Origin of the sequence: Pseudomonas sp. sp1636, assembly GCF_030376615.1 — a bacterium.
In the GTDB taxonomy this organism is placed as follows: Bacteria; Pseudomonadota; Gammaproteobacteria; order Pseudomonadales; family Pseudomonadaceae; genus Aquipseudomonas.
Map to the genome: position 1 here is coordinate 176,956 of NZ_JARRAB010000006.1, position 24,135 is coordinate 201,090.

At 64.6% G+C, this 24,135-nt stretch carries 22 protein-coding genes and 3 pseudogenes; 11 read left to right on the top strand and 14 right to left on the bottom strand.

Annotated elements, in window-relative coordinates; genetic code table 11:
- Positions 1-36: 36 nt before the first annotated feature.
- The 6 genes from P8H27_RS08495 to P8H27_RS08520 form a co-directional block, all read right to left on the bottom strand.
- Positions 37-1,509 carry a mannitol dehydrogenase family protein gene (locus tag P8H27_RS08495; protein ID WP_289636750.1) on the bottom strand — a complete coding sequence of 491 codons (1,473 nt, stop codon included), beginning with the start codon at positions 1,507-1,509 and terminating at the stop codon, positions 37-39.
- Between the two features lie 32 nt (positions 1,510-1,541).
- On the bottom strand, positions 1,542-2,645 hold the full coding sequence (locus P8H27_RS08500; RefSeq protein ID WP_289636751.1) for an ABC transporter ATP-binding protein: 1,104 nt from the start codon (positions 2,643-2,645) through the stop codon (positions 1,542-1,544).
- Positions 2,646-2,660: 15 nt separating this feature from the next.
- A complete protein-coding gene (locus P8H27_RS08505) occupies positions 2,661-3,494 on the bottom strand; it encodes a carbohydrate ABC transporter permease (protein WP_289636752.1) in 834 nt (277 codons plus the stop codon).
- A gap of 10 nt (positions 3,495-3,504) precedes the next feature.
- On the bottom strand, positions 3,505-4,437 hold the full coding sequence (locus P8H27_RS08510) for a carbohydrate ABC transporter permease (protein WP_289636753.1): 933 nt from the start codon (positions 4,435-4,437) through the stop codon (positions 3,505-3,507).
- Between the two features lie 92 nt (positions 4,438-4,529).
- Entirely contained in the window at positions 4,530-5,840 is a 1,311-nt protein-coding gene (locus P8H27_RS08515) for a sugar ABC transporter substrate-binding protein (RefSeq protein ID WP_289636755.1), read from the bottom strand.
- Between the two features lie 227 nt (positions 5,841-6,067).
- A complete protein-coding gene (locus P8H27_RS08520) occupies positions 6,068-6,973 on the bottom strand; it encodes an AraC family transcriptional regulator (protein WP_289636756.1) in 906 nt (301 codons plus the stop codon).
- A gap of 771 nt (positions 6,974-7,744) precedes the next feature.
- Here P8H27_RS08520 and P8H27_RS08525 point away from each other — a divergent pair.
- Positions 7,745-7,819 (top strand): annotated as a pseudogene (locus P8H27_RS08525) (hypothetical protein); the annotation flags it as partial.
- 441 nt (positions 7,820-8,260) lie between these two features.
- Positions 8,261-8,596: a hypothetical protein gene (locus P8H27_RS08530; protein WP_289636758.1), complete on the top strand. Its 336-nt coding sequence runs from the start codon at positions 8,261-8,263 to the stop codon at positions 8,594-8,596.
- Positions 8,597-8,816: 220 nt separating this feature from the next.
- Here P8H27_RS08530 and P8H27_RS08535 read toward each other — a convergent pair whose 3' ends face one another.
- Together P8H27_RS08535 and prlC are read right to left on the bottom strand one after the other, a co-directional pair.
- On the bottom strand, positions 8,817-9,104 hold the full coding sequence (locus tag P8H27_RS08535; protein WP_289636759.1) for a YheV family putative zinc ribbon protein: 288 nt from the start codon (positions 9,102-9,104) through the stop codon (positions 8,817-8,819).
- Positions 9,101-11,185 carry an oligopeptidase A gene (prlC, locus tag P8H27_RS08540; protein ID WP_289636760.1) on the bottom strand — a complete coding sequence of 695 codons (2,085 nt, stop codon included), beginning with the start codon at positions 11,183-11,185 and terminating at the stop codon, positions 9,101-9,103. The genes P8H27_RS08535 and prlC overlap by 4 nt, the downstream gene beginning before the upstream one ends.
- 88 nt (positions 11,186-11,273) lie before the next feature.
- Between prlC and P8H27_RS08545 the strand changes: the two genes are divergently transcribed.
- The 3 genes and pseudogenes from P8H27_RS08545 to P8H27_RS08550 all read left to right on the top strand — a co-directional run.
- Positions 11,274-11,819: a gamma carbonic anhydrase family protein gene (locus tag P8H27_RS08545; RefSeq protein WP_289636761.1), complete on the top strand. Its 546-nt coding sequence runs from the start codon at positions 11,274-11,276 to the stop codon at positions 11,817-11,819.
- A pseudogene (locus tag P8H27_RS20635) lies at positions 11,816-11,947 on the top strand (HAD hydrolase-like protein); the annotation flags it as partial. The gene P8H27_RS08545 and the pseudogene P8H27_RS20635, both read left to right, overlap by 4 nt.
- 15 nt (positions 11,948-11,962) lie before the next feature.
- Positions 11,963-12,396 (top strand): annotated as a pseudogene (locus tag P8H27_RS08550) (HAD hydrolase-like protein); the annotation flags it as partial.
- Positions 12,397-12,428: 32 nt separating this feature from the next.
- On the opposite strand, the gene P8H27_RS08555 reads toward P8H27_RS08550, so the two are convergent.
- Both P8H27_RS08555 and P8H27_RS08560 read right to left on the bottom strand, forming a co-directional pair.
- Positions 12,429-12,659, bottom strand: a complete 231-nt coding sequence (locus P8H27_RS08555) for a DUF1161 domain-containing protein (protein WP_289636762.1) — start codon at positions 12,657-12,659, stop codon at positions 12,429-12,431.
- Between the two features lie 60 nt (positions 12,660-12,719).
- Positions 12,720-13,799 carry an aminopeptidase gene (locus P8H27_RS08560; RefSeq protein WP_289636763.1) on the bottom strand — a complete coding sequence of 360 codons (1,080 nt, stop codon included), beginning with the start codon at positions 13,797-13,799 and terminating at the stop codon, positions 12,720-12,722.
- A 63-nt stretch (positions 13,800-13,862) separates the two neighbouring features.
- Here P8H27_RS08560 and P8H27_RS08565 point away from each other — a divergent pair, with 63 nt between their 5' ends.
- Positions 13,863-14,276, top strand: a complete 414-nt coding sequence (locus P8H27_RS08565; protein ID WP_289636764.1) for a hypothetical protein — start codon at positions 13,863-13,865, stop codon at positions 14,274-14,276.
- 158 nt (positions 14,277-14,434) lie between these two features.
- On the opposite strand, the gene P8H27_RS08570 is transcribed toward P8H27_RS08565, so the two are convergent.
- Complete coding sequence (locus P8H27_RS08570; RefSeq protein WP_289636765.1) at positions 14,435-14,650, bottom strand: dodecin; 216 nt, start codon at positions 14,648-14,650, stop codon at positions 14,435-14,437.
- 300 nt (positions 14,651-14,950) lie between these two features.
- A complete protein-coding gene (locus P8H27_RS08575; RefSeq protein WP_289636767.1) occupies positions 14,951-15,838 on the bottom strand; it encodes a LysR family transcriptional regulator in 888 nt (295 codons plus the stop codon).
- Between the two features lie 132 nt (positions 15,839-15,970).
- Between P8H27_RS08575 and trpB the strand changes: the two genes are divergently transcribed.
- Complete coding sequence (gene trpB, locus P8H27_RS08580) at positions 15,971-17,182, top strand: tryptophan synthase subunit beta (RefSeq protein ID WP_289636769.1); 1,212 nt, start codon at positions 15,971-15,973, stop codon at positions 17,180-17,182.
- Complete coding sequence (gene trpA, locus P8H27_RS08585; protein ID WP_289636771.1) at positions 17,179-17,988, top strand: tryptophan synthase subunit alpha; 810 nt, start codon at positions 17,179-17,181, stop codon at positions 17,986-17,988. Before trpB ends, trpA begins: the two co-directional genes overlap by 4 nt.
- Before the next feature lie 67 nt (positions 17,989-18,055).
- Here the strand turns inward: trpA and pbpG are convergent, their stop codons facing one another.
- Positions 18,056-18,967 carry a D-alanyl-D-alanine endopeptidase gene (pbpG, locus tag P8H27_RS08590; protein WP_289636773.1) on the bottom strand — a complete coding sequence of 304 codons (912 nt, stop codon included), beginning with the start codon at positions 18,965-18,967 and terminating at the stop codon, positions 18,056-18,058.
- A 134-nt stretch (positions 18,968-19,101) separates the two neighbouring features.
- Entirely contained in the window at positions 19,102-20,022 is a 921-nt protein-coding gene (locus P8H27_RS08595) for a choline sulfate utilization transcriptional regulator (protein ID WP_289636774.1), read from the bottom strand.
- A 110-nt stretch (positions 20,023-20,132) separates the two neighbouring features.
- On the opposite strand from P8H27_RS08595, the gene betC reads away from it, so the two are divergent.
- The 3 genes from betC (at position 20,133) to P8H27_RS08610 (ending at position 24,080) form a co-directional block, all read left to right on the top strand.
- Positions 20,133-21,641: a choline-sulfatase gene (gene betC / locus P8H27_RS08600; protein ID WP_289636776.1), complete on the top strand. Its 1,509-nt coding sequence runs from the start codon at positions 20,133-20,135 to the stop codon at positions 21,639-21,641.
- A 66-nt stretch (positions 21,642-21,707) separates the two neighbouring features.
- Positions 21,708-22,634: a choline ABC transporter substrate-binding protein gene (gene choX / locus P8H27_RS08605; protein ID WP_289636778.1), complete on the top strand. Its 927-nt coding sequence runs from the start codon at positions 21,708-21,710 to the stop codon at positions 22,632-22,634.
- A 90-nt stretch (positions 22,635-22,724) separates the two neighbouring features.
- The gene (locus P8H27_RS08610) at positions 22,725-24,080 is read left to right on the top strand and encodes an anaerobic sulfatase maturase (protein ID WP_289636779.1); all 1,356 of its coding nucleotides are present in this window, start codon (positions 22,725-22,727) and stop codon (positions 24,078-24,080) included.
- Positions 24,081-24,135 lie beyond the last annotated feature (55 nt).

Genomic DNA, 24,135 nt, shown 5'->3' on the forward strand with positions numbered 1-24,135 from the left:
CTTATCAGGGGAAGGCGCCTTGGCGGGCATGGGGGTTTAAGCGAGCAAAGCCTGCAGGGTGGCGCTCACCCCCTGGCCGCGCAGGCTCTCGAGATTGCGCTCGAAGGCGGCGACGAAGGCCGGGGAGGCGGCCAGCGCGCCGCCGAAGATCGTCTCCTCGCCCAGCACCCGCGCGGTCAGCTGCTGGTCGTCATCGATCAGCGCCTGGCAGTGTTCGGCGCGCGGGTCGACTATCCGGTACTGCTCGCCGTTCTCGTCGACGCCCTTGAGGTACAGCGCCCAGGCCGCCACCACCAGGGCGCCACGCTCCAGCGCACAGCCGCCTTCGATCAGTCGGTTGAGGGTCGGCACGATGAACTTGGGCAGCTTCGACGAGCCGTCGGAGCAGATCCGCTCCAGCTGATCGGCGATGGCCTGGTTGCAGAAACGCTCGATCAGGGTGTCCTTGTACAGCTCCAGGTCGATGCCCGGCACCGGCGCCAGTTGCGGGGTCACGTCCTGGTCCATGAAGGTGCGCACGAAACGGCGCAGCAGCCGGTCGTTCATGGCCTCGTGGACGAAGCGATAGCCCTTGAGAAAGCCCAGGTAGGTCAGCGCCAGATGGCTGCCGTTGAGCAGCTTGATCTTCATCTCCTCGTAAGGCGTGACGTCGTCGGTGAACTGCACCCCGACCTTTTCCCAGGCCGGCCGGCCGTTGACGAACTTGTCCTCCAGCACCCACTGCGCGAAGGGCTCGCAGACCACCGGCCAGGCGTCCTCGATACCGTGGCGCTCGGCCAGTTGCTGGCGGTGCGCATCGCTGGTCATGGGGGTGATGCGGTCGACCATGGCATTGGGGAAGCTGACATTGGCCTGGATCCAGGCGGCCAGCTCGGGGTCGGCCAGATTGGCGAAACTGAGCAGCGCCTTGCGCGTCACCCTGCCGTTGTGCGGCAGGTTATCGCAGGACATCAGGGTGAAGGCCGGGGTGCCGGCGGCGCGGCGCCGGGCCAGGGCCGCGCAGAGGAAGCCGAAGACGCTGCGCGGCGCCTCGGGATGGGCCAGGTCGTGCTGGATGTCCGGCAGCTCGGCGAGAAACTCGCCGCTGCTGTCGTCCATGCAGTAGCCGCCTTCGGTGATGGTCAGCGAGACGATACGGATCGCCGGATCGGCCAGTTTGTCGATCAGCGCCTGGGGCGAATCCTCGGCCAGCAGCATGCCACTGATGGCGCCGATCACTTGCACCGCGTTGCCCGCGTCGTCGCCCAGCTCGACCAGGGTGTAGAGGTAGTCCTGCCCGACCAGGGCATCGCGCATGGCGCGGTCGGCGCCGCGCAGGCCGACGCCGCAGATGCTCCAGTCGAGGGCTTCGCCCCGGTTCATCAGGGCCTCGGTGTAGGCCGCCTGATGGGCGCGGTGGAAACCACCGACGCCGATGTGGGCGATGCCCTGCTGGGTGGTGTCGGCACGGTAGGCGGGCAGCGCGATAGGCGCCGCCAGCTGGTCGAGATGCTGGCGATTGAGTTTCATCTGAGCTTCCTAAGCGGGTCTGACGGGCGGCCTCAGGCCGCCTGCTGGAGTCGTTTGGCAATGGCCTGGCCATCGGCGTCGAACAGGTGGCAGTGGGCCGGGTCGAACGCCAGCTCCAGGACTTCGCCAGCGCGCGGGGCGAAATCGCCACGTACGCGGATGGTCAGCATCTCCTTGGAGGCCGTGCGCACGTGACAGTAGGTGTCGCTGCCCAGACGCTCGCTGACATCGGCGGTGACCCGCAGCTGGCCTTGGCCTGCCGGCACTATATTGAAGTGCTCGGGACGCACGCCCAGGGTCACCGGGCTACCCGCGGCGAGGCCGCCAGCGGCCAACGGCAGGCTCAGTTGCGCGCCGCACTCCAGCTTCACCTCGCAGGCGGCGCCGTCGGCCTTGGCGACCTGGCCCTGCAGGAAGCCCATCTTCGGCGTACCGAGGAAGCCGGCGACGAACAGGTTGGCCGGGTGGTGGTACAGCTCCATCGGCGAGCCGACCTGCTCGACCCGCCCGCCGTTGAGCACCACCACCTTGTCGGCCAGGGTCATGGCCTCGACCTGGTCGTGGGTCACGTAGATCATGGTCGCCTGCAGCTCCTGGTGCAGGCGCGCCAGCTCCAGGCGAGTCTGCACGCGCAGGGCGGCGTCGAGGTTGGACAGCGGCTCGTCGAACAGGAAGATCTTCGGGTTGCGCACGATGGCGCGGCCGATGGCCACGCGCTGGCGCTGGCCGCCGGAGAGCTGCTTGGGCTTGCGCTCGAGCAGCGGCTCCAGTTCGAGGATGCGCGCGGCGTTCTGCACCTTTTCCTTGACCTCGCTCTTGGCCACGCCGGCCAGGTCGAGGGCGAAGGACAGGTTCTTGCCCACGGTCATGTGCGGGTACAGGGCGTAGGTCTGGAACACCATGGCCAGGTCGCGCTTGGCCGGGGCCATGTCGGTGATGTCCTTGCCGTCCAGCTCGATGGTGCCGCTGGTGACTTCTTCCAGCCCGGCGATCAGCCGCAGCAGGGTGGACTTGCCGCAGCCGGACGGACCGACGAACACGACGAACTCGCGGTCGCGTACGTCCAGGTCGATGCCCTTGATGATGGCGGTGCCGTCGAAGCCTTTTTTCAGGTTACGAATCTTCAAATCTGCCATGGGGAAATCCTCTTGTTACTTGACTGCGCCGAAGGACAGGCCGCGTACGAGTTGTTTTTGGCTGATCCAGCCGAAGATCAGGATGGGCGCACAGGCCAGGGTCGAGACCGCCGAGAGCTTGGCCCAGAACAGGCCTTCTGGACTGGAGTAGGAAGCGACCAGCGCGGTGAGCGGGGCGGCGGCCGAGGAGGTCAGGTTGAGCGACCAGAACGCCTCGTTCCAGCACAGGATCAACGACAGCAACATGGTCGAGGCCAGGCCACCGCGGGCGATCGGCAGCAGCACGCGGCCGATCTCCTGCAGGGTGGTGGCGCCGTCCAGGCGTGCGGCTTCGAGGATGTCGACGGGGATGTCCTTGAAGTAGGTGTAAATCATCCAGACCACGATCGGCAGGTTGATCAGGGTGTAGATGACGATCAGCGCGATGCGTGAATCGAGCAGGCCCAGGCTCTGGCAGATCAGGTAGATCGGCATCAGCACGCCCACCGGCGGCAGCATCTTGGTCGACAGCATCCACAGCAGCGTGCGCTTGGTGTGGCGGCTCTCGAAGAACGCCATGGAGTAAGCCGCCGGCACCGCGATGAGCATGCACAGCAGGGTCGCCACGGAGGAAATCAGCAGCGAATTCCAGGCGAAGCTGAAGTAGTCGCTGCGCTCGTTGATCAGCAGGTAGTTCTCCAGCGTCGGCATGAAGACGAACTGCGGCGGCGTGGCGAAGGCGTCGATCTCGGTCTTGAAGCTGGTGAGGATCATCCACAGGATCGGGAAGAAAATCAGCGCGGCGATGGCCCAGGATGAAGTGCCGACCAGCACACTCTGCAGGCGACGGGATTGTTTAAGCGTGAGCATGATCAAGGCCTCATTGCTGGTTGGTGAGGTTCTTGCCGATCATCCGGATCAGCACTATCGCCGCCAGATTGGCGATGACCACCGCGATCAAGCCGCCCGCGGATGCCATGCCGACGTCGAACTGCAGCAGCGCATGGTTGTAGATCAGGTAGGCCAGGTTGGTGGACTCGAAACCGGGGCCGCCGCTGGTGGTGGTGAAGATTTCGGCGAACACCGAGAGCAGGAAGATGGTCTCGATCATCACCACCACGGCGATCGGCCGGGCCAGGTGCGGCAGGGTCAGGTGCCAGAAGATCGCGATGGGCCCGGCACCGTCGAGGCGCGCGGCCTCCTTCTGATCCTGATCCAGCGACTGCATGGCGGTCATCAGGATCAGGATGGCGAACGGCAGCCACTGCCAGGAGACGATGAAAATGATCGACAGCAACGGGTACTGGGCCAGCCAGTCCACCGGTTGCGCGCCGAAGAACTTCCAGATGGCGGCGAGGATCCCGGAGACCGGATGCAGGATCAGGTTCTTCCACACCAGCGCACTGACCGTCGGCATGATGAAGAAGGGCGAAATCAGCAGCACCCGCACGATGCCCCGGCCCCAGAACTCGCAGGCTTCCAGCAGCGCGGCGATCAGCACGCCGAACACCACGCTGATCAGCAGCACGCTGCCGACCAGCAACAGGGTATTGGTCGCGCCGGGGATGAAGCCGGCGTCGCTGAGGAAGTACTCGAAGTTCTCCAGACCGACGAACTGGTTCTCGCCGGGGTACAGCAGGTTGTAGCGAATCAGCGAGAAATAGATGGTCATGCCCAGGGGGACGATCATCCACAGCAGCAGCAGGGCCACCGAGGGGCTGACCAGAAACCAGCCGGGCTTGAGCGGACGGCGCTTAGCGCCGGCAGTCGCGGGCGCACTTTTCAGGTGCGTGTCGAGGGTCGAAGTAGTCATGGCGACTCCGTGTTGATTCGGCGAGAACAGGCGGTCGGACACCGGCCTAGGGGGCTGCAGGCGTGGTGTCAGGACGGTCTATGGCAAGTGGGCTACTTCGGATAGCCCGCGCGTTTCATCTCACGCGCCGTGGACTGCTGGGCCGCCATGAGCGCCTGGTCGACCGACATGTGGCCGGTGAGCGCGGCGGTGAACTGCATGCCGACCTGGGTGCCGATGGCCTGGAACTCGGGGATGGTGACCAACTGAATACCGACATAGGGCACCGGCTTGAGCGTCGGATTCGCCGGGTCGGCCTGCTGCAGGGATTCCAGGGTGACCTTGGCGAACGGCGCGGCGGCCATGTAGGCGTCGCTATAGGTCGAGGCGCGGGTGCCCGGCGGCACGTTGCTCACGCCATCGGTCTCGGCGACCAGCTTGGCGTACGCCTGGGACGTGGCCCAGGCACTGAAGAGCTTGGCCGCGGCCTTGGACTTGGAGCTGGTGGGAATCCCCAGCGCCCAGGAATACAACCAGGCCGAGCCCTTGGCGGTGACCTGCTGCGGCGCATGGCTGAAGCCCACCTGGTCGGCGATCTTGCTCTGGCGGCTGTCGGTGACGAAGGAACCCGCCACGCTGGCATCCACCCAGAGCGCACACTTGCCGCTGTTGAACAGCGCCAGGTTCTCGTTGAAGCCGTTGCTGGAGGCGCCCGGCGGGCCGTACTGCTTGAGGGTGTCGACGTAGAAGTTGAGCGCCTGCTTCCATTCGCTGCCGCTGAATTCGGGCTGCCATTGCTCGTCGAACCAGCGCGCGCCGTAAGCGTTGGCCAGGGTACCGATCAGCGCCATGTTCTCGCCCCAACCGGCCTTGCCGCGCAGGCAGATACCGTATTGCTCCTGCTCCGGCTTGTGCAGCTTGGCGGCGAACTCGCCCATCTGCTCCCAGGTCGGGTAGTCGGGCATGCGCAGGCCGGCCTGCTCGAACAGGTCGGTGCGGTAGTAGGTTATCGAGCTTTCGGCGTAGAACGGCAGGGCGTACAGCGTGCCCTTGACCGACAGGCCTTCGCGCACGGAGGGGAAGACATCATCGAGCGCATAGTCGGCCGGCAGGTCGGTCATGGGTTCGAGCCAGCCCTTCTCGCCCCACAGCGAGGCTTCGTACATGCCGATGGTCAGCACGTCGAACTGACCACCCTGGGTGGCGATATCGGTGGTCAGGCGCTGGCGCAGGACATTCTCTTCGAGCACCACCCACTTCAGGTCGATCTCCGGGTGCTGTGCTTCGAAGGTTTTCGACAGCCGCTGCATGCGGATCATGTCGCTGTTGTTGACGGTGGCGATGGTCAGGTTTTCGGCGGCGTAGGCAAACGCCGACAAGGACAGGCAGGAAACAGTAACTAAGGCTTTAGCTGCATGGTTCATTGGTTTGAACTCCTCTCCTGCGTCGCCACGGCGACCGGAGATCGATATTGTTTTTGTATTAGTCGACCTGCATTACACCTCTGCGCAAAACCTCGAACAACGCCGCGACTGCACTGCAACTAATACTTTTTTGCACTCTTGAAAGCGAACGCAAACACCTCCACGCGACTCAACGCCAGTGGGTCCAGGCCTCTAGAAGGGATAGCCGCGCTAAGCGACTGACCGGATCAGTACAGGTTTTGCTCGGTCAAACGCTGAACCACCAGCTTGCGGTAGTCGGACGGAGTCACTCCCTTGAGCTGCAGGAAGCGCCGGTTGAAGTTGGAAATGTTGCTGAAGCCGGACTCGAAACAGATCTCGGTCACCGGCATGTCGCTCTTGCTCAGCAACTCGCAGGACTTGCTCACCCGCAGCCGGTTGACGAACTCGACGAAGCCGCGTCCGGTGGCCTGCTTGAAGACGCGCGAGAAGTAGGTCGGGGTCATGCCCAGGTAGTGCGCGACCTCTTCCTGGCTCAGCTCCTGGGCATAGCGCTGAAAGATGTAGTCCACCGCCCGGTTGATGCGCTCGACGTGATGCTCGTCGGCCAGTTGCGCGGCGACACTGCCGGAGAGCAGCTGGTAGTCCTCGCTGGCGGCCAGCAGCTCGAGGAGGATGAAGAAATGCCCGAGGCGGGCGATGCCCTGGGAGTCGGCGATCTTCTGCAGCAGGCCCCTGGCCTCGCGGATGCAGCGTGGGTCGCGAAACTCGATACCGAACTGGGCATGCTCCAGCAACGGCGCCAGCCCCTTCAACTCGGAAAATACCGCCGTGCCGCGATCGAGCACCTCGTCGGTGAAGTTCACCAGCATGTCGCGCGTGGCGAAGTGCTCGCCCTCTTCGACCTGGCTGATCCAGTTGTGCGGCAGGTTGGGCCCGGTGAGGAACAGGCTATCGGGGGAAAAATTGCCGATGTAATCGCCGATGAAGACCTTGCCGGAACTGGCGACTATCAGGTGCAGCTCGTACTCCTTGTGGAAATGCCAGCGCACCAGCGGCGACGGAAAACCATGCTGACGATAGATCAGCGAGTGGCCTTCGTGATCATCCATCAACTCGAAGGAGGGGTCGGGTACACGGACTGTACGGGTCATGGTTCGCGGTCAATTTTGGGTGGCCCAGGTGGCGCAGCAGACCGCGCCGGCACTGGCTCGCAGCTCGCGGCGGAACACTGCATCTTGGCCAGGCCGGGCGGCGGCGGATGGTAGGCCTGCGTGCAGCGCAGTTTGTCAGCCTCAGGTATTAATTTAAGCACATCCCCCTCACCGGCAGGCAGGCACGTGCCGAATGCTCCGCTGCGCTCATAACAAGGCCAGCTGCCCGCCCGGCGGGCGGAAGCGCCGTGCCGATGCCCCGGACGATGGGCCGTCCAGCAGCCGATGCTCCAGATCAGCGTCGGCCGCAGCAATGCCATGATTTGCAACCAGACGCCTGTGCCTGGCCCGCAGCCATAACGCCCATAGACGCGGTGCCAGTGGCCATGGTTCTCAGGGAGATCGCAGCAGGGCAACGCGGTTCGGGCGACCTCAACAACCCGACGGTTATCTCGGCCGTCACGCCTGGATCGCTGACTTTGCCTGGCCGTAGATCCTTGACTCCCACGGCTCATCTCGCAGCCAATGACGACTCACCTGTTGCCCCCCCCAAAGGCCGCGAGAATACTGGGCAACCAACTCAGTAGGCCGCTGAGAACACACTCACCTTTCCCATGAAAATAAATGTACCTAACTATCATTATTATGACTTTGCCAAGGGTCGGCTTGAGCGACAGACTGCTCCTCTCTTGCGCCAAAGTGCCATGCCACGTTTAACGGGCATGTTCAGCCAGAATTGAGCGTTTGCCCGCACAAAGAGAACGCTCGTCTGTACATGCCGGCGCACTGGGTTGGGTGGCCATGATCGGCATCGGCACGCCGTATCGCATGATGCCGAAACTCTTTGTGCCTGACCTCGACGATCGAATTGCGCGCTGGGCGCCAACATTGTGGGTTCACGGCCACACCCCTAACAGCCGTGACTATCATGTAAGCAACCCCCCGCGGTTATGCACGCGGGGATATCCCGGAAAAGCTGGCATTTGACCCGTTTCTAACCATCCAGGTATGAGCGAATGGACGCAGTCAGCCTGCTAAGGCGCGAGCAGTTTTAGAGGCCATACGAGTCAATCGCCTGGGCCTCCAATGGCGCAATCGCTCGATCAGGTGAAGGCGCAGTTACACGTCATCCAGCGCAGGAGGGAAGCAGCACCGGCACAGCCGGACAATACGGATCGGGAGGCTTCCTAGCACACCGCTCCGCACAACGAGGCTAGCAGCGGATCCGTGCTTCGGCGCGGTCGGTCAACAGCCAATCCGACAGACTTGGTTCAAGGAAGTAGGTTAATGAATACGACATTGCTTTCCCCGGATACGCGAGGCAATAAGCCGCTCTGGATCGTTTTCTGGATCTATGGCGTGCTCGTCAGCCACCTTTACTTCGGTGCGATTATCTATTCTTACCGGACATTGGGAACGCCGGTATTAGGTGCGTTACTGGCGGGCTTCGTTCTATACACCGCCTGGATCATGCGCTCGGTGTGGGTTAACGCGTTCAACGTCGGTAACGAGACTTACGGCCACATCGCGCGCTACCTCACCGTCGCCTGGGCTCTCAATGCCGTGCTGGTATCCGGCTTCCTGTTCCTCGGGCACCTCGACCTGGTCTCGGTGCCCATCTGATCCGGCAGTGGGCCAGCCTGCACGCATGATGAGTTCGCCTATCCACCCCGGCAGCCGTTCCAAGCACTGCAGCCGGGGTCGGCAGGAGCAGTCTGCGGCGACCTTCTGATCGTGGCCCGCGATGCGGCACAGGCTGGCGCCTACGAGCCGAGCTCGGCCTTTATCGCCGCCTGCCGTCAGCCATTCGGCTGTACGGCCGGCGAGTTCTTCCGCGACCAGCCTATTGCGGCGGCTTCTTCAGCTTGGGGTTGGGGAAGAACTGCACCGCCTGCACCTTGGGGTCGGCGGCCTTGGGCTTGAGGGCGCTGACGTTGACCCGGGTCGCCAGCTCCCTGGGCACCGAATTGCCGCGCTCGTCGAGGGTGTCGGCGTAGCCGCAGGCCACGCATTCGCGGTGCGGCACAGCGTCTTCGTCCCACATCTGGATCTTGTCCATTGCGCTACACGCCGGGCACACGGCGCCGGCGATAAAGCGGCGCTTGCTGGCATTCATCGGCAGATCGTTCATGCGGCCTCCTGGCTCAGGCCGAGATGGCGCAGCAGGGCGTCGATGGAGGGCTCGCGGCCACGGAAGTCGACGAACAGCGCCATGGGTTCTTGTGAGCCGCCGCGGGCGAGGATCGCCTCACGGAAGGCACGGCCGGTTTCACTGTTAAACACGCCTTCTTCCTCGAAGCGCGAGAAGGCGTCCGCCGAAAGCACTTCGGCCCATTTGTAACTGTAGTAACCGGCCGCGTAACCGCCGGAAAAGATGTGCGCGAAACTGTTGGGAAAGCGGTTGTAAGCCGGCGGACGCAGTACCGAGACCTGGTCGCGGATGCCTTCGAGCACCTCCAGCACGCCGCGGCCGTCGCCGTGGCTGGCGTGCAGCTCGAAGTCGAACAGGCTGAACTCCAGCTGGCGCACCATCATCAAGCCGGACTGGAAATTCTTCGCCGCCAACATCTTGTCCAGCAGGCTCTGCGGCAGGGCTTCGCCGGTTTTATAGTGGCCGGAAATCAGCGCCAGGCCTTCGGGCTCCCAGCACCAGTTCTCCATAAACTGGCTCGGCAGCTCGACCGCGTCCCAGGCCACGCCGTTGATCCCCGAAGCGCCGGCATGCTCGACGCGGGTCAGCAGGTGGTGCAGGCCATGGCCGAACTCGTGGAACAGGGTGGTGACTTCGTCGTGGGTCAGCAGCGCCGGCTGCTCGCCGACCGCCGGGGTGAAGTTGCACACCAGGTTGGCCACCGGGCTGATCAGCCGGCCAGCGGCGTCACGACGCTTGTCGCGGGCGCCGTCCATCCAGGCGCCGCCACGCTTGTTGGCGCGGGCGTAGAGGTCGAAGAAGAAGCGTCCGACATGCTCGCCGTGCTCCTTGATCTCGAACAGACGCACGTCCGGGTGCCAGCTGTCGAAACCCGACAACTCCTCGATCTGGATGCCGTAGAGCTTCTCGACGATGGCGAACAGGCCGCTCAGCACCTTGTCGATGGGGAAGTAGGCACGGAGGATTTCCTGGGAAATGCTGTAGCGCTGCTCGCGCAGTTTCTCGCCGTAGTAGCCGAGATCCCAGCTTTGCAGGTCGTGGCAGCCTTGCTCGGCGGCGAAGGCTTGCAGTTCGGCCAGATCCCGCACGGCGAAAGGTTTGCTGCGCAGCGCCAGGTCGCGCAAGAAATGCAGCACCTGTTCGGTGGACTCGGCCATCTTGCTGGCCAGGCTCAGCTCGGCGTAGTTGGCGAAGCCGAGCAACTGCGCCAATTCCTGGCGCAGGCCGAGGATTTCCAGCATCACCGGGCCGTTGTCGTGCTGGCCGGCATTCGGCCCCTGATCGGAGGCGCGGGTGCAGTAGGCGGCATAGACCTCTTCGCGCAGGGCGCGGTCGTCGGCGTAGGTCAGCACCGCGAAGTAGCTGGGGAATTCCAGGCTGATCAGCCAGCCGTCCAGGCCCTTGGCCGCGGCGACTTGCTGCATCTGTGCCTTGGCCGAATCGGTCAGGCCAGCCAGCGCCGCCTCCTCGGTAACCTGCTTGCTCCAGGCTTGGGTGGCATCGAGCAACTGATTGGAGAAACGACTGCCCAGCTCGGAGAGCCGGCTCTGGATCACACCGAAACGCTGCTTCTCGGCTTCCGCCAGGTCGATGCCGGACAGGTGGAAGTCACGCAGGCTGTGCTTGAGGATGGTCTGCTGGGCGACGTCGAAAGCGGCCGCCTCGGGGCTGGCGGCCAGGGCGTGATAGGCCTCGTACAGCGCACGATTATGGCCCAGCTCGGTCGAGTACTCGGACAGCTTGGGCAGGCAGGCCTCGTAGGCCGCGCGCAGCTCGGCGTTGTTGCACACCGCATTGAGATGGCTGACCGGACTCCAGGCGCGGCCCAGGCGCTCATTCAATTCGTCGAGCGCCCGCACCAGCCCATTCCAGCTTGGTGTGCCAGACTGTTGCTGAAGCAGTTCGACAATGGCGGCACGATTCTCGGCGAGACGCGTATCCACCGCCGGCTCGACATGCTCCGGGCGGATGACGGAATAGGGTGGCAGGTCGAAGGCTTGCAGCAACGGGTTGTTGGCGGTCACGATGGGGCACCTGTAACGAAATGGGTTTGAAGCCATGAACCTGCCTTCGGCAGGCTGGACTCGGCACATATGCCCGTCATCATAATTACAATCACAGCTCACCGCAGCCTAAGAGGTTTCTATCGTGGCGATACGTACATACCAACAGTTCACCCCCTTGCTCGGCGAGCGGGCATTTGTCGATGCTTCCGCCGTGGTGCTCGGCGATGTGGAAATCGGCGACGACAGTTCGATCTGGCCGCTGGTGGTGATCCGCGGCGACATGCACAGCATCCGCATCGGCGAACGCACCAGCATTCAGGATGGCTGTGTGCTGCACATCACCCACGCCGGGCCATTCAACCCGCGCGGCTACCCGCTGAACATCGGCGACGATGTGACCATCGGCCACAACGTCACCCTGCACGGTTGCAGCATCGGCAACCGGGTGCTGGTCGGCATGGGCAGCATCATCATGGATGGCGTGGTGATCGACGAGGAAGTGGTGCTCGGCGCCGGCAGCCTGGTTCCGCCTGGCAGCCATCTGGAGAGCGGCTACCTGTACGTCGGCAGTCCGGCGAAAAAAGCCCGCGAGCTGACCGAGCAGGAGCGCAGCTACTTCCGCTACAGCGCCGACAACTACGTGCGCCTGAAGGATCAACATTTGATGGAGGGCTATACCAGCCGATGAGTTATTGCGGCAGGCACTACCAGAACATCCTTTTCGACCTCGATGGCACCCTCACCGATCCGCGTGAGGGCATCACCCGTTCGGTGCAGCATGCGCTAGCCAGACTGGACATCGACGAGCCGGATCGGTAGGCGGTGAAGCATTATCGCGAGCGCTTCGCCACGCTCGGGCTGTATGAGAATTGCATGTTCGCAGGTGTCGGCGATCTGCTCGAGCTGTTGCTGGCGCAGAACCGCACCCTGTATATAGCCACCAGCAAACCGGCGGTGTTCGCCGTGGAGATCGCCCGGCATTTCGATTTCGCCCGACACTTCCAGCGGATCTATGGCAGCGAACTGGACAGCACGCGCACCGACAAGGTCGAGCTGATCGGCTATCTGTTTGAGCGGGAAAACCTCGAGGTGGCCAGCACCCTGATGACCGGCGACCGCAAGCACGACCTGATCGGCGCGCGGCGCAATGGCCTGGATGCGGCGGCGGTGGGTTATGGTTTCGGCAGCCACGCAGAATTGCAGGCGCGGCGCCGACCTATCACTTCCCGACCCTGGCCGAGCTGCATCAAGCCTTCGGGGGCTGAGTCGCGGCCCGCCCCGGCCCATGCGGCAGGGTTCAGCCGTTGTTCTGGTAGATGATCTTGCGGCTGCCGCCGTCGCAGCTGCCGACCACCATGCTCTGATCTTGCACTTCGTCGTTGGCCACGATCTCCAGGGTGTAGCTGGACACGCCAGCGGCCTGGATCTTCACTTCGATTTCCTGCTTCAGTTCTTCGCAGGGTTTGGGCGCCGCCCATGCAGCACTACCGAGGATCCCGAGCAACACAGCCACTGTCCATCTGGTCATTGCACACCGCCTCTGTCTCGTTAGCCCAGTAAGTTGGACTGATAATTTCCCCGGCAAGTTCTAGCCGGCATTCTGCAAGGCGTCCAGCGCCGCGGCTCGTGCCACGCTCGGCAGTCGCCCCAGCGCGGCGGCGCGGCGATAGAAGCGTGGCCAATCCCCTCCGGCTTCGGCGAACAAGGCGGCGAACGCCGGCACCCAGTGATCGTAGAGACCGAACGGCAGCAGTTTGGCGTTGTTCAGTGGCGCCTCGATCCAGCCATCGTAGCGGCCACGGCCGCCCCACTCGCGCTCACGCAGAGCCCGGTACTCCCGGCGCAAGCGCTCGAACTCGGCCTGCTTGGCCACGCGCATGGCATCCGCCGCCAGGTCGCTGGCATACAACTGCTCCAGCCGCGCACGACTGGCCAGCACCAGCGCGGTGAACTGCTCACGCTGTTTGGCTTCACCCCCATCGACGAGCGTTACGCCGTGCGCCTGTTGCCACTGGCGCAGACCTTCACGCTCGACAAAGGTGGCGAAGGACTCGTTGAACGCGGTGTCATCGGCCACATACAGCTGCTGGTGGGCCAGTTCGTGGAAGAGTACCGCCACCAGGCGTTCATCGTTCCAGCGCAGCATGCTGTTGAGCAACGGGTCGTCGAACCAGCCCAGGGTGGAATAGGCCTCGACCCCGCCCAGGTAGGTGTCGAAGCCGCGCAGCTGGAGCCGCGCCGCCGCGCCACGGGCACGGCCCTGGCTGTAGTAACCGCGATAGGCCACACAGCCGGCGATGGGAAAGCAGTGCAGCTCCGGCTTGACGGAAAACTCCGCCGTGGCGAACAGGTTCCACACCACGAAGGGCCGCTGGATGTCGGCATAGCGGCGGTAGCTGCGGTTATCCGGCAGGCCCAGCCGGGCACTGGCGAAGTCGCGCGCCTGCTGGCTCAGGCCCAGGCGTTGCTTGAGCCCGGCATCCACCCGCGGATCGCGCAGCAAGGCATCGACCGGCTGGCTCGCGTGCAACACCTGCAGCTGCCCTCGGGCCAGATGGCTGTAGTAATCCAGGCTGCTGCAACCGCCGAGCAATAGCAGCGCGGCCAGCAGCGGAACTCCGCGCCGGTAGAGGAAGTCGATAGAGAAGCGAGCAAGGCATAATGTCATGCCCACCAAACTAGCGCATTGGCGCTAGTGCCCGCACTATCGGCGTCAATTCCGGAGGCTGCCATGCGTCACCTGGTTCTGATCGTCAGCTTGTTGATTCTCAGCGCCTGTGCCTCGCCGTTGCCGCCGCGCGACTCCGGCATGGCTTGGGTCGAGCTGTACACCACCGCCAGCGATTTGCTGATGGCCGAAGAACTCGACGGCAAGCGCCTCACCGATGGCCGTTACTTCCAGGTGACGCCTGGCGCCCACGAGCTGATCGCGCGCTATCGGTTCGAAGTGCAGGGCGGCGGGAGCCTGATGGCCGAACCGGTGCAACGCACCTGCGAGGTTCGCGTGCGCTACGACGACTTCGCCGCCGGCCAACGTTACCTGTTTGAAGCCCGGGAGCTGGCGATGAGCGCCCAGGCGTGGCTCTACGATGAGCAGCGCAATGTCCTGGCGCGCGCCAAGGTGCTGCGCTGCGGCGTCTTCTGAGGCGGCACCAGTGCGCCGCGAGCGGCCCGGCACGCAACTGCGCGAGGGTCTCGCCGACGCGCAAACGGGCGGCGCAATCGAGCAGGCTTCAGGCTACGGTTGCCATGGGCAAGCGACCAGCAGGCAACAGCAGCCGGAACCAAGCAGCCGAGGGGCTCTCAGCTTTCGCTGATGCGGAAACCGACCTTGAGGGTCACCTGGTAGTGGCCGACCCTGCCGCCCTCGATATGCCCGCGGGTTTCCAGAACCTCGAACCAGTCGAGGTTGCGGATCGACTTGGCGCACTCGGTCAGGGCATTGTTGATCGCTTCATCGATGCTGTTTTTCGACGACCCGACTACTTCGACTTTCTTGTAGGTGTGATGGTCAGACATGGCGGTTTCTCCACGAGGGGTAATGAAAGGCTATGTCCCAATTATGTGTTGCATGCGCGATCTCTTGTAGGAGGCGCGACCCCGCGGCGAATGCAGCCCGCAGGGCTGCCTGCTCATCGTTTCGCGGATATAGCCAAAGCTCGCCCCGAGGTCGGGCCTCCTACGAACCGCAGGCAGTTCGCGCCTGGTGATACAACACCTAACAGGTACAGAGCCTAATGAAACGCTAGTCGAGCACGAGATTTTTGCGACCTGTATTCGCCCTCTCCAGCCAAACTAAAGGCGATGTCCAACCCCGGCTCAACCCGCCAACTCGCCGCGCAGCCACTCGGCCAAGCGTTGCGCGCGCTGATCCAGGTGCCGCGCCGGCACCCATAAGGCCAGGCGTGCCGGGGTTGCGACGAAGCCCCAGGGCGCCACCAGGCGGCCCGCCGCCAGGTCATCGGCGACCAGCTGTTGCGGCGCGATGGCCACCCCGAGGCCGGCGGCAGCGGCCTCCAGCAGGTAGTAAAGATGCTCGAAACCCTGGCCCAGCCTGAGCCCCTCGGCGTCCAGGCCATTGCCGGTCGCCCAACTCGGCCAGGCCTGCGGCCGCGAGCTGGTGTGCAGCAAGGGTTCGCCCAGCAACGCCGCGGCCGGTGCCCGATGCAGCTCGGCGAACCGGGCGTAGCGCGGGCTCAGCACCGGGCCGATGCGCTCGGCGGCCAGCTCGAACACCCGCATGTCCGCCGGCCAGGGCGGTTCGGCAAACCACAGGGTGGCGTCGACCCCGGCGCGGCGCGGGTTCAGCTCGCCTTCGCTGGCCGACAGCTGCAGGCGCAACTCCGGCAGCTCACGGTTGAGCCGATCCAGGCGCGGGATGAACCAGCGCGCCAGCAGGCTGCCGGGACAAGCGAGGACGAACGGTGCCTCGGCCTGGCCCCGCTGCAACTCGCTGCACACCGCGCGCAGACGCGCGAAGGCCTCGCTGCTGACATCGCGCAACCGGCTGCCCGCGTCTGTGAGTTTAACGCCGCGTCCGTCCTTGACGAACAAGGCCAGGCCGAGGTGCTCTTCCAGCATCCGTATCTGCCGGCTGACCGCGCCATGGGTGACATTCAGCTGCTCGGCGGCCTGGCTGACGCTCTGTAAACGGGCCGCCGCCTCGAACGCACGCAGGGCATTGAGCGGGGGTAGCTCCTGAGTCATCTGTGAGATTTCCTGACAGGTTGCGGCGATCTTATCGCTTTTGTCCCGAGCCACACAGCCTTATCCTGTGGCCATTGTCGTAGGCAGCCCGCACGCTGGCGCCTACATGCCCAACACCCGCAGGAGAACGCCATGACCTCTTTGTGCAGCGGCCCCGACGCCAACGGCCTGTTCGGCTCGTTCGGCGGCCAGTACGTCGCCGAAACCCTGATGCCGCTGATCCACGACCTGGCCGCCGAGTACGCAAAGGCCAAGCTCGATCCGGAGTTTGCCAAGGAGCTGGCCTACTTCCAGCGCGACTACGTCGGCCGGCCCAGCCCGCTGTACTTCGCCGAACGCCTGAGCGAGCACTGCGGCGGGGCGAAGATCTATCTGAAGCGCGAAGAGCTCAACCACACCGGCGCGCACAAGATCAACAACTGCATCGGCCAGATCCTCCTGGCCCGGCGCATGGGTAAACAACGCATCATCGCCGAGACCGGCGCCGGCATGCACGGCGTGGCCACCGCCACAGTAGCGGCGCGCTTCGGCCTGGACTGCGTGATCTACATGGGCACCACCGACATCGAGCGCCAGCAAGCCAACGTGTTCCGCATGAAGCTGCTCGGCGCCACCGTGATTCCGGTGGTTGCCGGCACCGGCACCCTCAAGGATGCGATGAACGAGGCCCTGCGCGACTGGGTGACCAACGTCGACAACACCTTCTACCTGATCGGCACCGTGGCCGGCCCGCACCCCTACCCGGCGATGGTGCGCGACTTCCAGGCGGTGATCGGCAAGGAAACCCGCGAGCAGATCATGGCGCAAGAAGGCCGCCTGCCGGACAGCCTGGTCGCCTGCATCGGCGGCGGCTCCAATGCCATGGGCCTGTTCCATCCGTTCCTCGACGATAAAGACGTACAGATCGTCGGCGTCGAAGCGGCCGGTTACGGCATCGACACCGGCAAGCACGCGGCCAGCCTCAACGGCGGCGTACCGGGCGTGCTGCACGGCAACCGCACCTTCCTGCTGCAGGACGACGACGGCCAGATCATCGACGCCCACTCGATCTCCGCCGGCCTCGACTATCCCGGCATCGGCCCGGAACACGCCTGGTTGCACGACATCGGCCGGGTCGAATACACCTCGGTGACCGACCAGGAGGCGCTCGACGCCTTCCACCAGTGCTGCCGCCTGGAAGGCATCATCCCGGCGCTGGAAAGCGCCCACGCCCTGGCCGAAGTGTTCAAGCGCGCGCCGACGCTGCCCAAGGAACACCTGATGGTGGTCAACCTGTCCGGCCGCGGCGACAAGGACATGCAAACCGTGATGCACCATATGGGCGAACTGGAGAACCAAGCATGAGCCGCCTGCAGAGCCGCTTTGCCGAGCTGAAGCAACAGAACCGCGCCGCCCTGGTGACCTTCGTCACCGCCGGCGACCCCAACTACGATGCCTCCCTGGCGATCCTCAAAGGTTTGCCGCACGCCGGCGCCGACGTGATCGAGCTGGGCATGCCCTTTACCGACCCGATGGCCGACGGCCCGGCGATCCAGCTGGCCAACATCCGCGCCCTGGCCGCCAAGCAGAACCTGGCCAAGACCCTGCAGATGGTTCGCGAATTCCGCGAAGGCGAGCAGGACACGCCGCTGGTGCTGATGGGCTATTTCAACCCGATCCATCACTACGGCGTGCCGCGCTTTATCGCCGACGCGAAAGCAGCGGGCGTCGACGGCCTGATCGTGGTCGACCTGCCGCCGGAACATAACGCCGACCTCTGTGACCCGGCGCAAGCGGCGGGCCTGGACTTCATCCGTCTGACCACCCCGACCACCGACGATGCGCGCCTGCCCAAGGTGCTGGGCGGCAGCTCCGGCTTCGTCTACTACGTCTCGGTGGCCGGCGTCACCGGTGCCGGCGCGGCTACCCTGGAACACGTCGAGCAGGCGGTGGCGCGCCTGCGCCGCCACACCGACCTGCCGATCAGCATCGGCTTCGGCATCCGCACCCCGGAACAGGCCGCCTCCATCGCCCGCCTGGCCGACGGCGTGGTGGTCGGCTCGGCGCTGATCGACCAGATCGCCCATGCCGAGGACAGCGAGCAGGCCGTGCAGGGCGTGCTGAGCCTGTGCCGCGACCTGGCCGACGGGGTGCGCAACGCGCGCCTTTGAGGCCACACCGCGCGTAGGGTGGGCTTCGGCCCACCCTACGGAATGGGTGCGGGTTGGCTTGCCCCGCTCACTGCACCGCCTGCAACTGGCGCTGCGCCAGTTTCTGCTTCTTGTAGCTCAGCGCCGCCGCCGGCACGGCGCTGACCTTGCCGGTTTCCAGCCAGCGGCGCAGGCGGTTGGCATCGGCCATGTGGGTGTATTTGCCGAAGGCATCGAGCACCACGAACGCCACTTGGCGCTTGGCCATCACCGTGCGCATCACCAGGCAGTGGCCGGCCTCGTCGGTGAAACCGGTCTTAGTCAACTGAATACTCCAATCGGCCTTGTGCACCAGGCGATTGGTATTGCGAAAACCCAGGCTGTAATTGGGCTTGCGGAAGGTCACGCTGCGCTCGCGGGTGGTGCTGAACTGCTCGATCAGCGGGTACTGCTGACTGGCCTTGAGCAGCTTGACCAGGTCGTTGGCGCTGGAGACGTTGCGCTCCGACAAGCCGGTCGGCTCGACGAAGTGGCTGCGGCTCATACCCAAGGCGCGGGCCTTGGCGTTCATCGCCGCGACGAAGGCCGCGTGGCCCCCCGGATAGTGATGGGCCAGACTGGCGGCCGCGCGGTTTTCCGAGGACATCAGCGCCAGCAGCAACATCTCGCGACGGCTGATTTCGCTGCCCACCCGCACCCGCGAGAACACCCCGCGCATCTCTGCGGTGTCGCGGATCACGATCGGCAACTGCTGATCCAGCGGCAGCTGGGCATCCAGGGCGACCATGGCGGTCATCAGCTTGGTCACCGAGGCGATCGGCACCACCACATCGGGGTTGCTGGAGTACAGCACCTGGTCGGTTTGCAGGTCGACCAGCAGGGCGCTGCCCGAGGCCAGCTCCTGCCGCGCCGGCGCCTTCTCGGCGGCGGAGAGGTTCGACGCAACTACAGCCGCGCTGCACAGCAGCAACAGACTTACTATCGAATGACGAATTTTCACGGGATGCTTCACAAGATTAGGTGAGGGAAGGGCAGAACTGTGCGTTCTAGCCGCCGTAGTATACGAAAAACGGCTAGCGCTCTTAGAGTGTAGGGCGCCTATGGCGCCGCATTTTGTCCGTTCGGCGGAAGGCGTCAGACGGGGGCGCCGGCATCCCTCAGTTCGACCTGCAACCAGTCGACGAAACGCTGGGTCAAGCGCTGGCGACGCTTACGTTCGGGCAGCACCACGTAATAGCCGAGCTCGGAGCGGGCCTCCTGGGTGCAGACGCGGCACAGCAGGTTCTGCGCCAGCAGGTCATCGACCAGATGGCGCCAGCCGATCGCCACCCCTTGCCCGGCGATGGCGGCCTGAATCAACAGGGTGTAGTTGTCGAAGCGCAGGCTGCCCGAGCTGGGCGCCTCGGCGATGTCCAAGGCGCGGAACAGGCCCTTCCAGTCGAACCAGCGGGTGTGCACCTCGGGCCGCAGATGCAGCAGGGGCAGCTGCGCCAATGCCGCCGCTGGCAGCGGCAATGTCTGGCCCTTGAGCAGTTGCGGGCTGCACACCGGGAAGGCCGCTTCGGCAAACAACAGGTGGGCCTCGCCGTGCTTGAAGCGGCCATCACCGAAGGCGATGGCCACGTCGATCTCCGGGGGCATGCTGCCGAAGTCGCGCTCGCTGGTGATCAGGCTGACGTCCACATCCGGGTGGGCCTGGTGAAAACGGTGCAGGCGCGGCATCAGCCAATAGGCGGCCACGGCGAAATCGGTGGCCACCTGCAGCACTTCATGCTGCTGGCCGGCGGTCACCGCAGCCAGGCCGGCATCGAGCACCTCGAGGCCTTCCTGCACATGGCGCAGCAGCAACTCACCGGCTTCGGTGAGGACGATGCCGCGATACACCCGGTCGAACAGGCGGGTCGCCAGTTGCTGTTCCAGGCGCTTGATCTGCTGGCTGATCGCCGGCTGACTGCTGCCCAACTCGGCGGCCGCCGCGGTGAAACTCAGCTGGCGGGCGGCGGACGCGAACACCCGCAAAGCATCCAGAGAGATGCCTTCGGTTGCCCTTAGCATAAGCTGTACTTATCCAAGCTATGTGTTCCTGCCGGGTTTACCGTGGTTTTGTTTCGGCCTGATGATGGTGCCAGCACTGTCGCATAAATCTTTCATATGGAATAGCCGCCATGAAGCGCCCCAACATTCTGTTCATCATGGCCGACCAGATGGCCGCGCCGCTCCTGCCGATCCATGACCCGGCGTCGCCGATCAAGATGCCCAACCTGGTGCGCCTGGCCGAAACCGGCGTGGTATTCGATTCCGCCTATTGCAACAGCCCGCTCTGTGCACCGTCGCGCTTCACCCTGGTCAGCGGCCAGTTGCCGAGCAAGATCGGCGCCTACGACAACGCCGCCGACTTCCCCGGCGACGTGCCGACCTATGCCCACTACCTGCGCAAGCTCGGTTATCACACCGCGCTGTCGGGCAAGATGCACTTCTGCGGCCCGGATCAGCTGCATGGCTACGAGGAGCGCCTGACCAGCGACATCTACCCGGCCGACTACGGCTGGGCGGTGAACTGGGACGCACCCGAGGAGCGCCTCTCCTGGTACCACAACATGTCTTCGGTGCTGCAGGCCGGCCCCACCGTGCGCACCAACCAGCTGGACTTCGACGAGGAGGTGGTGTTCAAGGCCCAGCAATACCTCTACGACCATGTCCGCGAGAACGCCGCGCAGCCGTTCTGCCTGACCGTGTCGATGACTCACCCGCACGACCCCTATTGCATCCCGGAAGAGTTCTGGAACCTGTACCGCGATGAGGACGTCCCGCTGCCCGGGGTCAAGATCGAGCAACAGGATCTCGACCCGCACTCGCAACGCATCCTCAAGGTCGTCGACCTGTGGGGCAAGGAGCTGCCCGAGGAGAAAATCAGGGACGCGCGGCGCGCCTACTTCGGCGCCTGCAGCTACGTCGACGCGAACATCGGCAAACTGCTGAAAACCCTGGGCGACTGCGGCCTGGCCGACGACACCATCATCGTCTTCTCCGGCGACCACGGCGACATGCTCGGCGAGCGCGGCCTCTGGTACAAGATGCACTGGTTCGAGATGGCCGCACGGGTGCCCTTCGTGGTGCATGCGCCGAGCCAATTCGCCGCCCATCGGGTCAGCCAGTCGATGTCCACCGCCGACCTGCTGCCGACCCTGGTGGAGCTGGCCGGCGGCGCGCTAGACCCGAGCCTGCCGCTCGATGGCCGCTCCCTGCTGCCCCACTTGCAAGGCAGCGGCGGCCACGACCAAGTGTTCGGCGAGTACATGGCCGAAGGCAGCAACAGCCCGCTGATGATGATCCGCCGCGGCGAGTGGAAGTTCATCTACTCCGAAGTCGATCCGTTGCTGTTGTTCAACCTGAGCGATGACCCGCAGGAACTGGAGAACCTGGCCCAGTCGCCCGAGCACCAGGCCGTGCTCGCCGAGTTCCTCGCGGACGCCCGCGCACGCTGGGATATCCCGGCGATCCATCAGGCCACCCTGGCCAGCCAGCGCCGCCGGCGTTTCGTCGCCGAGTCGCTGAGCAAGGGCAAACTGAAGAGCTGGGACCATCAACCCATGGTCGATGCCAGCCAGCAGTACATGCGCAACCACATCGACCTGGATGATCTGGAGCGCCGTGCACGCTTTCCGCAGCCCTGATCCTGAGCCACTCCATTATTCGGCGCGCGCCCTGCCCGCGCCGAACCAAACTCCGAGGAAAGTGCCATGAAAACAATTAAACACGCCTGCGCCGCCAGCCTGCTGCTGAGCACAGTCGCACTCACCGCCCAAGCCGAAGACGCCAGTTGCGCGACGGTCAGGCTGGGCGATCCCGGTTGGAGCGACATCGCCGTGACCAACGGCATCGCCCAGTTCCTCCTCGACGGTCTGGGCTACAAGACCGAGACGCAGATCCTCGCCGTGCCGATCATCTATGCCGGACTGCAGAAGGGTCAGGTCGATGCCTTCCTCGGCAACTGGATGCCGGCACAGCAGGATAACTACGACAAGTTCGTCGCCAGCGGCATCGTCGACAAGCTGGCCGAAAACCTCAGCGGCACCGAATACACCCTGGCCGTGCCCAGCTACGCCTATGCGGCCGGGGTGAAAACCTTCGCCGATCTGGACAAGTTCGCCGAGCAGTTCGACAGAAAACTCTACGGCATTGCCGCCGGCTCACCGGCCAACGAATCGATCAGGAAGATGATCGCAGCCGACGAGTTCGGCCTCGGCGACTGGCAACTGGTGGAGTCCAGCGAGCAGGCCATGCTGGTTCAGGTCGGGCGCGCGGTGAAGCGCGACAAGTTCGTGGTGTTCCTCGGCTGGACCCCGCATCCGATGAACGTGCAGCACGACATGCGCTACCTCAAGGGCGGCGAGCAGTACTTCGGCGCCAGCGGTCACGTCAACAGCCTGGCGCGCAAGGGCTACGCCAGCCAGTGCCCGAACGTCGGCAAGCTGCTGAGCAACCTGAGCTTCACCCTGGAGATGGAGAACGCCATCATGAACCAGGTACTGAGCAAGCAGGCGAGCAACCAACAAGCCGTCAAGAACTGGCTGCAAGCCAACCCGACGGTCATCGACGGCTGGCTGCAAGGAGTCACCACCCGCGATGGCGGCGACGCTCTGGCGGCGGTGAAGGCGCGGTTTTGAAGCAACCACCGCCAGGCTCCCCTGCGGCGTCCGCCGCCCGGGACGGGCACGGGGCATTTGCGACAAGCACAACAGAGCGAGGAAAGCCTGATGTCATCCATTGCCGGGCAGCCCGCGGCCGGGCCCTTTCATGTCATGAGCAAACCGATCGGCCCGCGTTGCAACCTCGCCTGTACTTATTGCTATTACCTGGAGAAGGAACGCCTCTATCCGCAGGAGCAGAAGTTCCGGATGGACGACGCCGTGCTCGAACGCTTCATTGCCGATTACATCGCCTCCCAGGCCGCCGCCGGGGTTGCCGAGATCTGGTTTGCCTGGCAGGGCGGCGAACCCAGCCTGCTGGGGCTCGGCTACTTCGCCCGCATCGTGACGCTGCAAGAAAAGTACAAGCCCGCGGGAACCACGGTGCGCAACAGCATCCAGACCAATGGCACGCTGCTGACCGTGCAATGGGCGAGCTTCCTGCGCCAACATAATTTTCTGGTCGGTCTCAGCATCGACGGGCCGCCCAGCCTGCACGACCGCCATCGCCGCGACCGGCGCGGCCAGCCGACCTCGAGCCGGGTGATGGCGGCGCTCGAGCTGCTGCGCGCCCAGCAGGTCGAGTTCAACGTGCTGGCGGTGGTCAACCACGACAACGTGAGTCGGCCGCTCGAGGTCTACCGCTTCCTACGCGAGTGCGGCGTCACTTTCATGCAATTTATTCCGCTGGTCGAACGCCGCGACCCGCAGGGATGCCTCGCCGGCCCGACGGAGGGCGCGATGGACAGCGCTTCCATGCAGGTGACGCCCTGGAGCGTGTCCGCCCTGGCGTACGGCGATTTTCTCTGCGCCATTTTCGACGAATGGGTTCGCCATGACGTCGGGCGGGTCTTCGTGCAACACTTCGAGGTGCAACTGGGCCTGTGGCTGGGCAGGCCCGCCGCGCTGTGCATCTTCGCGCAAACCTGCGGGCGGGGCCTGGCGCTTGAGCACAATGGCGACCTCTACGCCTGCGACCACTACGTCTACCCCGAGTACCGCCTGGGCAACATCATGCAGCAGCCGCTTGGCCAGCTGGCCGCCAGCGCGGCATTGCGCCGCTTCGGCGAGGACAAGCGCGCGAGCCTGCCGCGCCAGTGCCGCGAATGCCCATACCGCTTCGCGTGCAACGGCGGCTGCCCCAAACATCGGTTCCTGGCGAGCGACGCCGACGGCGAGCAAGGGCTCAACTATTTCTGTGCCGCCTACCGCCGTTTCTTCGCCCACGCCGGCCCCTTTCTCGATGCGATGGCACACCTCGTTCGCCATGGCCGCCCCGCAGCCGCGATCATGCCGCTACTGGCCGCCCGCCGGGGCCGCTCGGCATCCGCCCTCAACCGAACCTGCCCTTGCGGCAGCGGGCGGGCGCTCAGGCAGTGCTGCGCTCCTGCGCCGGCAGCCCCCTGCAGGGGATCGCCAGGATGAGCGGCCGCTGCCTTGCCGGGCTTGATGCCACCCGCGAAGACATCGGCCAGCCGAA

What these genes read in the sequence shown, in the direction of transcription:
- P8H27_RS08495 (WP_289636750.1), bottom strand. Translation starts at nt 1,509, where the DNA reads ATGAAACTCAATCGCCAGCATCTCGACCAGCTGGCGGCGCCTATCGCG.
- P8H27_RS08500 (WP_289636751.1), bottom strand. Translation starts at nt 2,645, where the DNA reads ATGGCAGATTTGAAGATTCGTAACCTGAAAAAAGGCTTCGACGGCACC.
- P8H27_RS08505 (WP_289636752.1), bottom strand. Translation starts at nt 3,494, where the DNA reads ATGCTCACGCTTAAACAATCCCGTCGCCTGCAGAGTGTGCTGGTCGGC.
- P8H27_RS08510 (WP_289636753.1), bottom strand. Translation starts at nt 4,437, where the DNA reads ATGACTACTTCGACCCTCGACACGCACCTGAAAAGTGCGCCCGCGACT.
- P8H27_RS08515 (WP_289636755.1), bottom strand. Translation starts at nt 5,840, where the DNA reads ATGAACCATGCAGCTAAAGCCTTAGTTACTGTTTCCTGCCTGTCCTTG.
- P8H27_RS08520 (WP_289636756.1), bottom strand. Translation starts at nt 6,973, where the DNA reads ATGACCCGTACAGTCCGTGTACCCGACCCCTCCTTCGAGTTGATGGAT.
- P8H27_RS08530 (WP_289636758.1), top strand. Translation starts at nt 8,261, where the DNA reads ATGAATACGACATTGCTTTCCCCGGATACGCGAGGCAATAAGCCGCTC.
- P8H27_RS08535 (WP_289636759.1), bottom strand. Translation starts at nt 9,104, where the DNA reads ATGAACGATCTGCCGATGAATGCCAGCAAGCGCCGCTTTATCGCCGGC.
- prlC (WP_289636760.1), bottom strand. Translation starts at nt 11,185, where the DNA reads ATGGCTTCAAACCCATTTCGTTACAGGTGCCCCATCGTGACCGCCAAC.
- P8H27_RS08555 (WP_289636762.1), bottom strand. Translation starts at nt 12,659, where the DNA reads ATGACCAGATGGACAGTGGCTGTGTTGCTCGGGATCCTCGGTAGTGCT.
- P8H27_RS08560 (WP_289636763.1), bottom strand. Translation starts at nt 13,799, where the DNA reads ATGACATTATGCCTTGCTCGCTTCTCTATCGACTTCCTCTACCGGCGC.
- P8H27_RS08565 (WP_289636764.1), top strand. Translation starts at nt 13,863, where the DNA reads ATGCGTCACCTGGTTCTGATCGTCAGCTTGTTGATTCTCAGCGCCTGT.
- P8H27_RS08570 (WP_289636765.1), bottom strand. Translation starts at nt 14,650, where the DNA reads ATGTCTGACCATCACACCTACAAGAAAGTCGAAGTAGTCGGGTCGTCG.
- P8H27_RS08575 (WP_289636767.1), bottom strand. Translation starts at nt 15,838, where the DNA reads ATGACTCAGGAGCTACCCCCGCTCAATGCCCTGCGTGCGTTCGAGGCG.
- trpB (WP_289636769.1), top strand. Translation starts at nt 15,971, where the DNA reads ATGACCTCTTTGTGCAGCGGCCCCGACGCCAACGGCCTGTTCGGCTCG.
- trpA (WP_289636771.1), top strand. Translation starts at nt 17,179, where the DNA reads ATGAGCCGCCTGCAGAGCCGCTTTGCCGAGCTGAAGCAACAGAACCGC.
- P8H27_RS08595 (WP_289636774.1), bottom strand. Translation starts at nt 20,022, where the DNA reads ATGCTAAGGGCAACCGAAGGCATCTCTCTGGATGCTTTGCGGGTGTTC.
- betC (WP_289636776.1), top strand. Translation starts at nt 20,133, where the DNA reads ATGAAGCGCCCCAACATTCTGTTCATCATGGCCGACCAGATGGCCGCG.
- choX (WP_289636778.1), top strand. Translation starts at nt 21,708, where the DNA reads ATGAAAACAATTAAACACGCCTGCGCCGCCAGCCTGCTGCTGAGCACA.
- P8H27_RS08610 (WP_289636779.1), top strand. Translation starts at nt 22,725, where the DNA reads ATGTCATCCATTGCCGGGCAGCCCGCGGCCGGGCCCTTTCATGTCATG.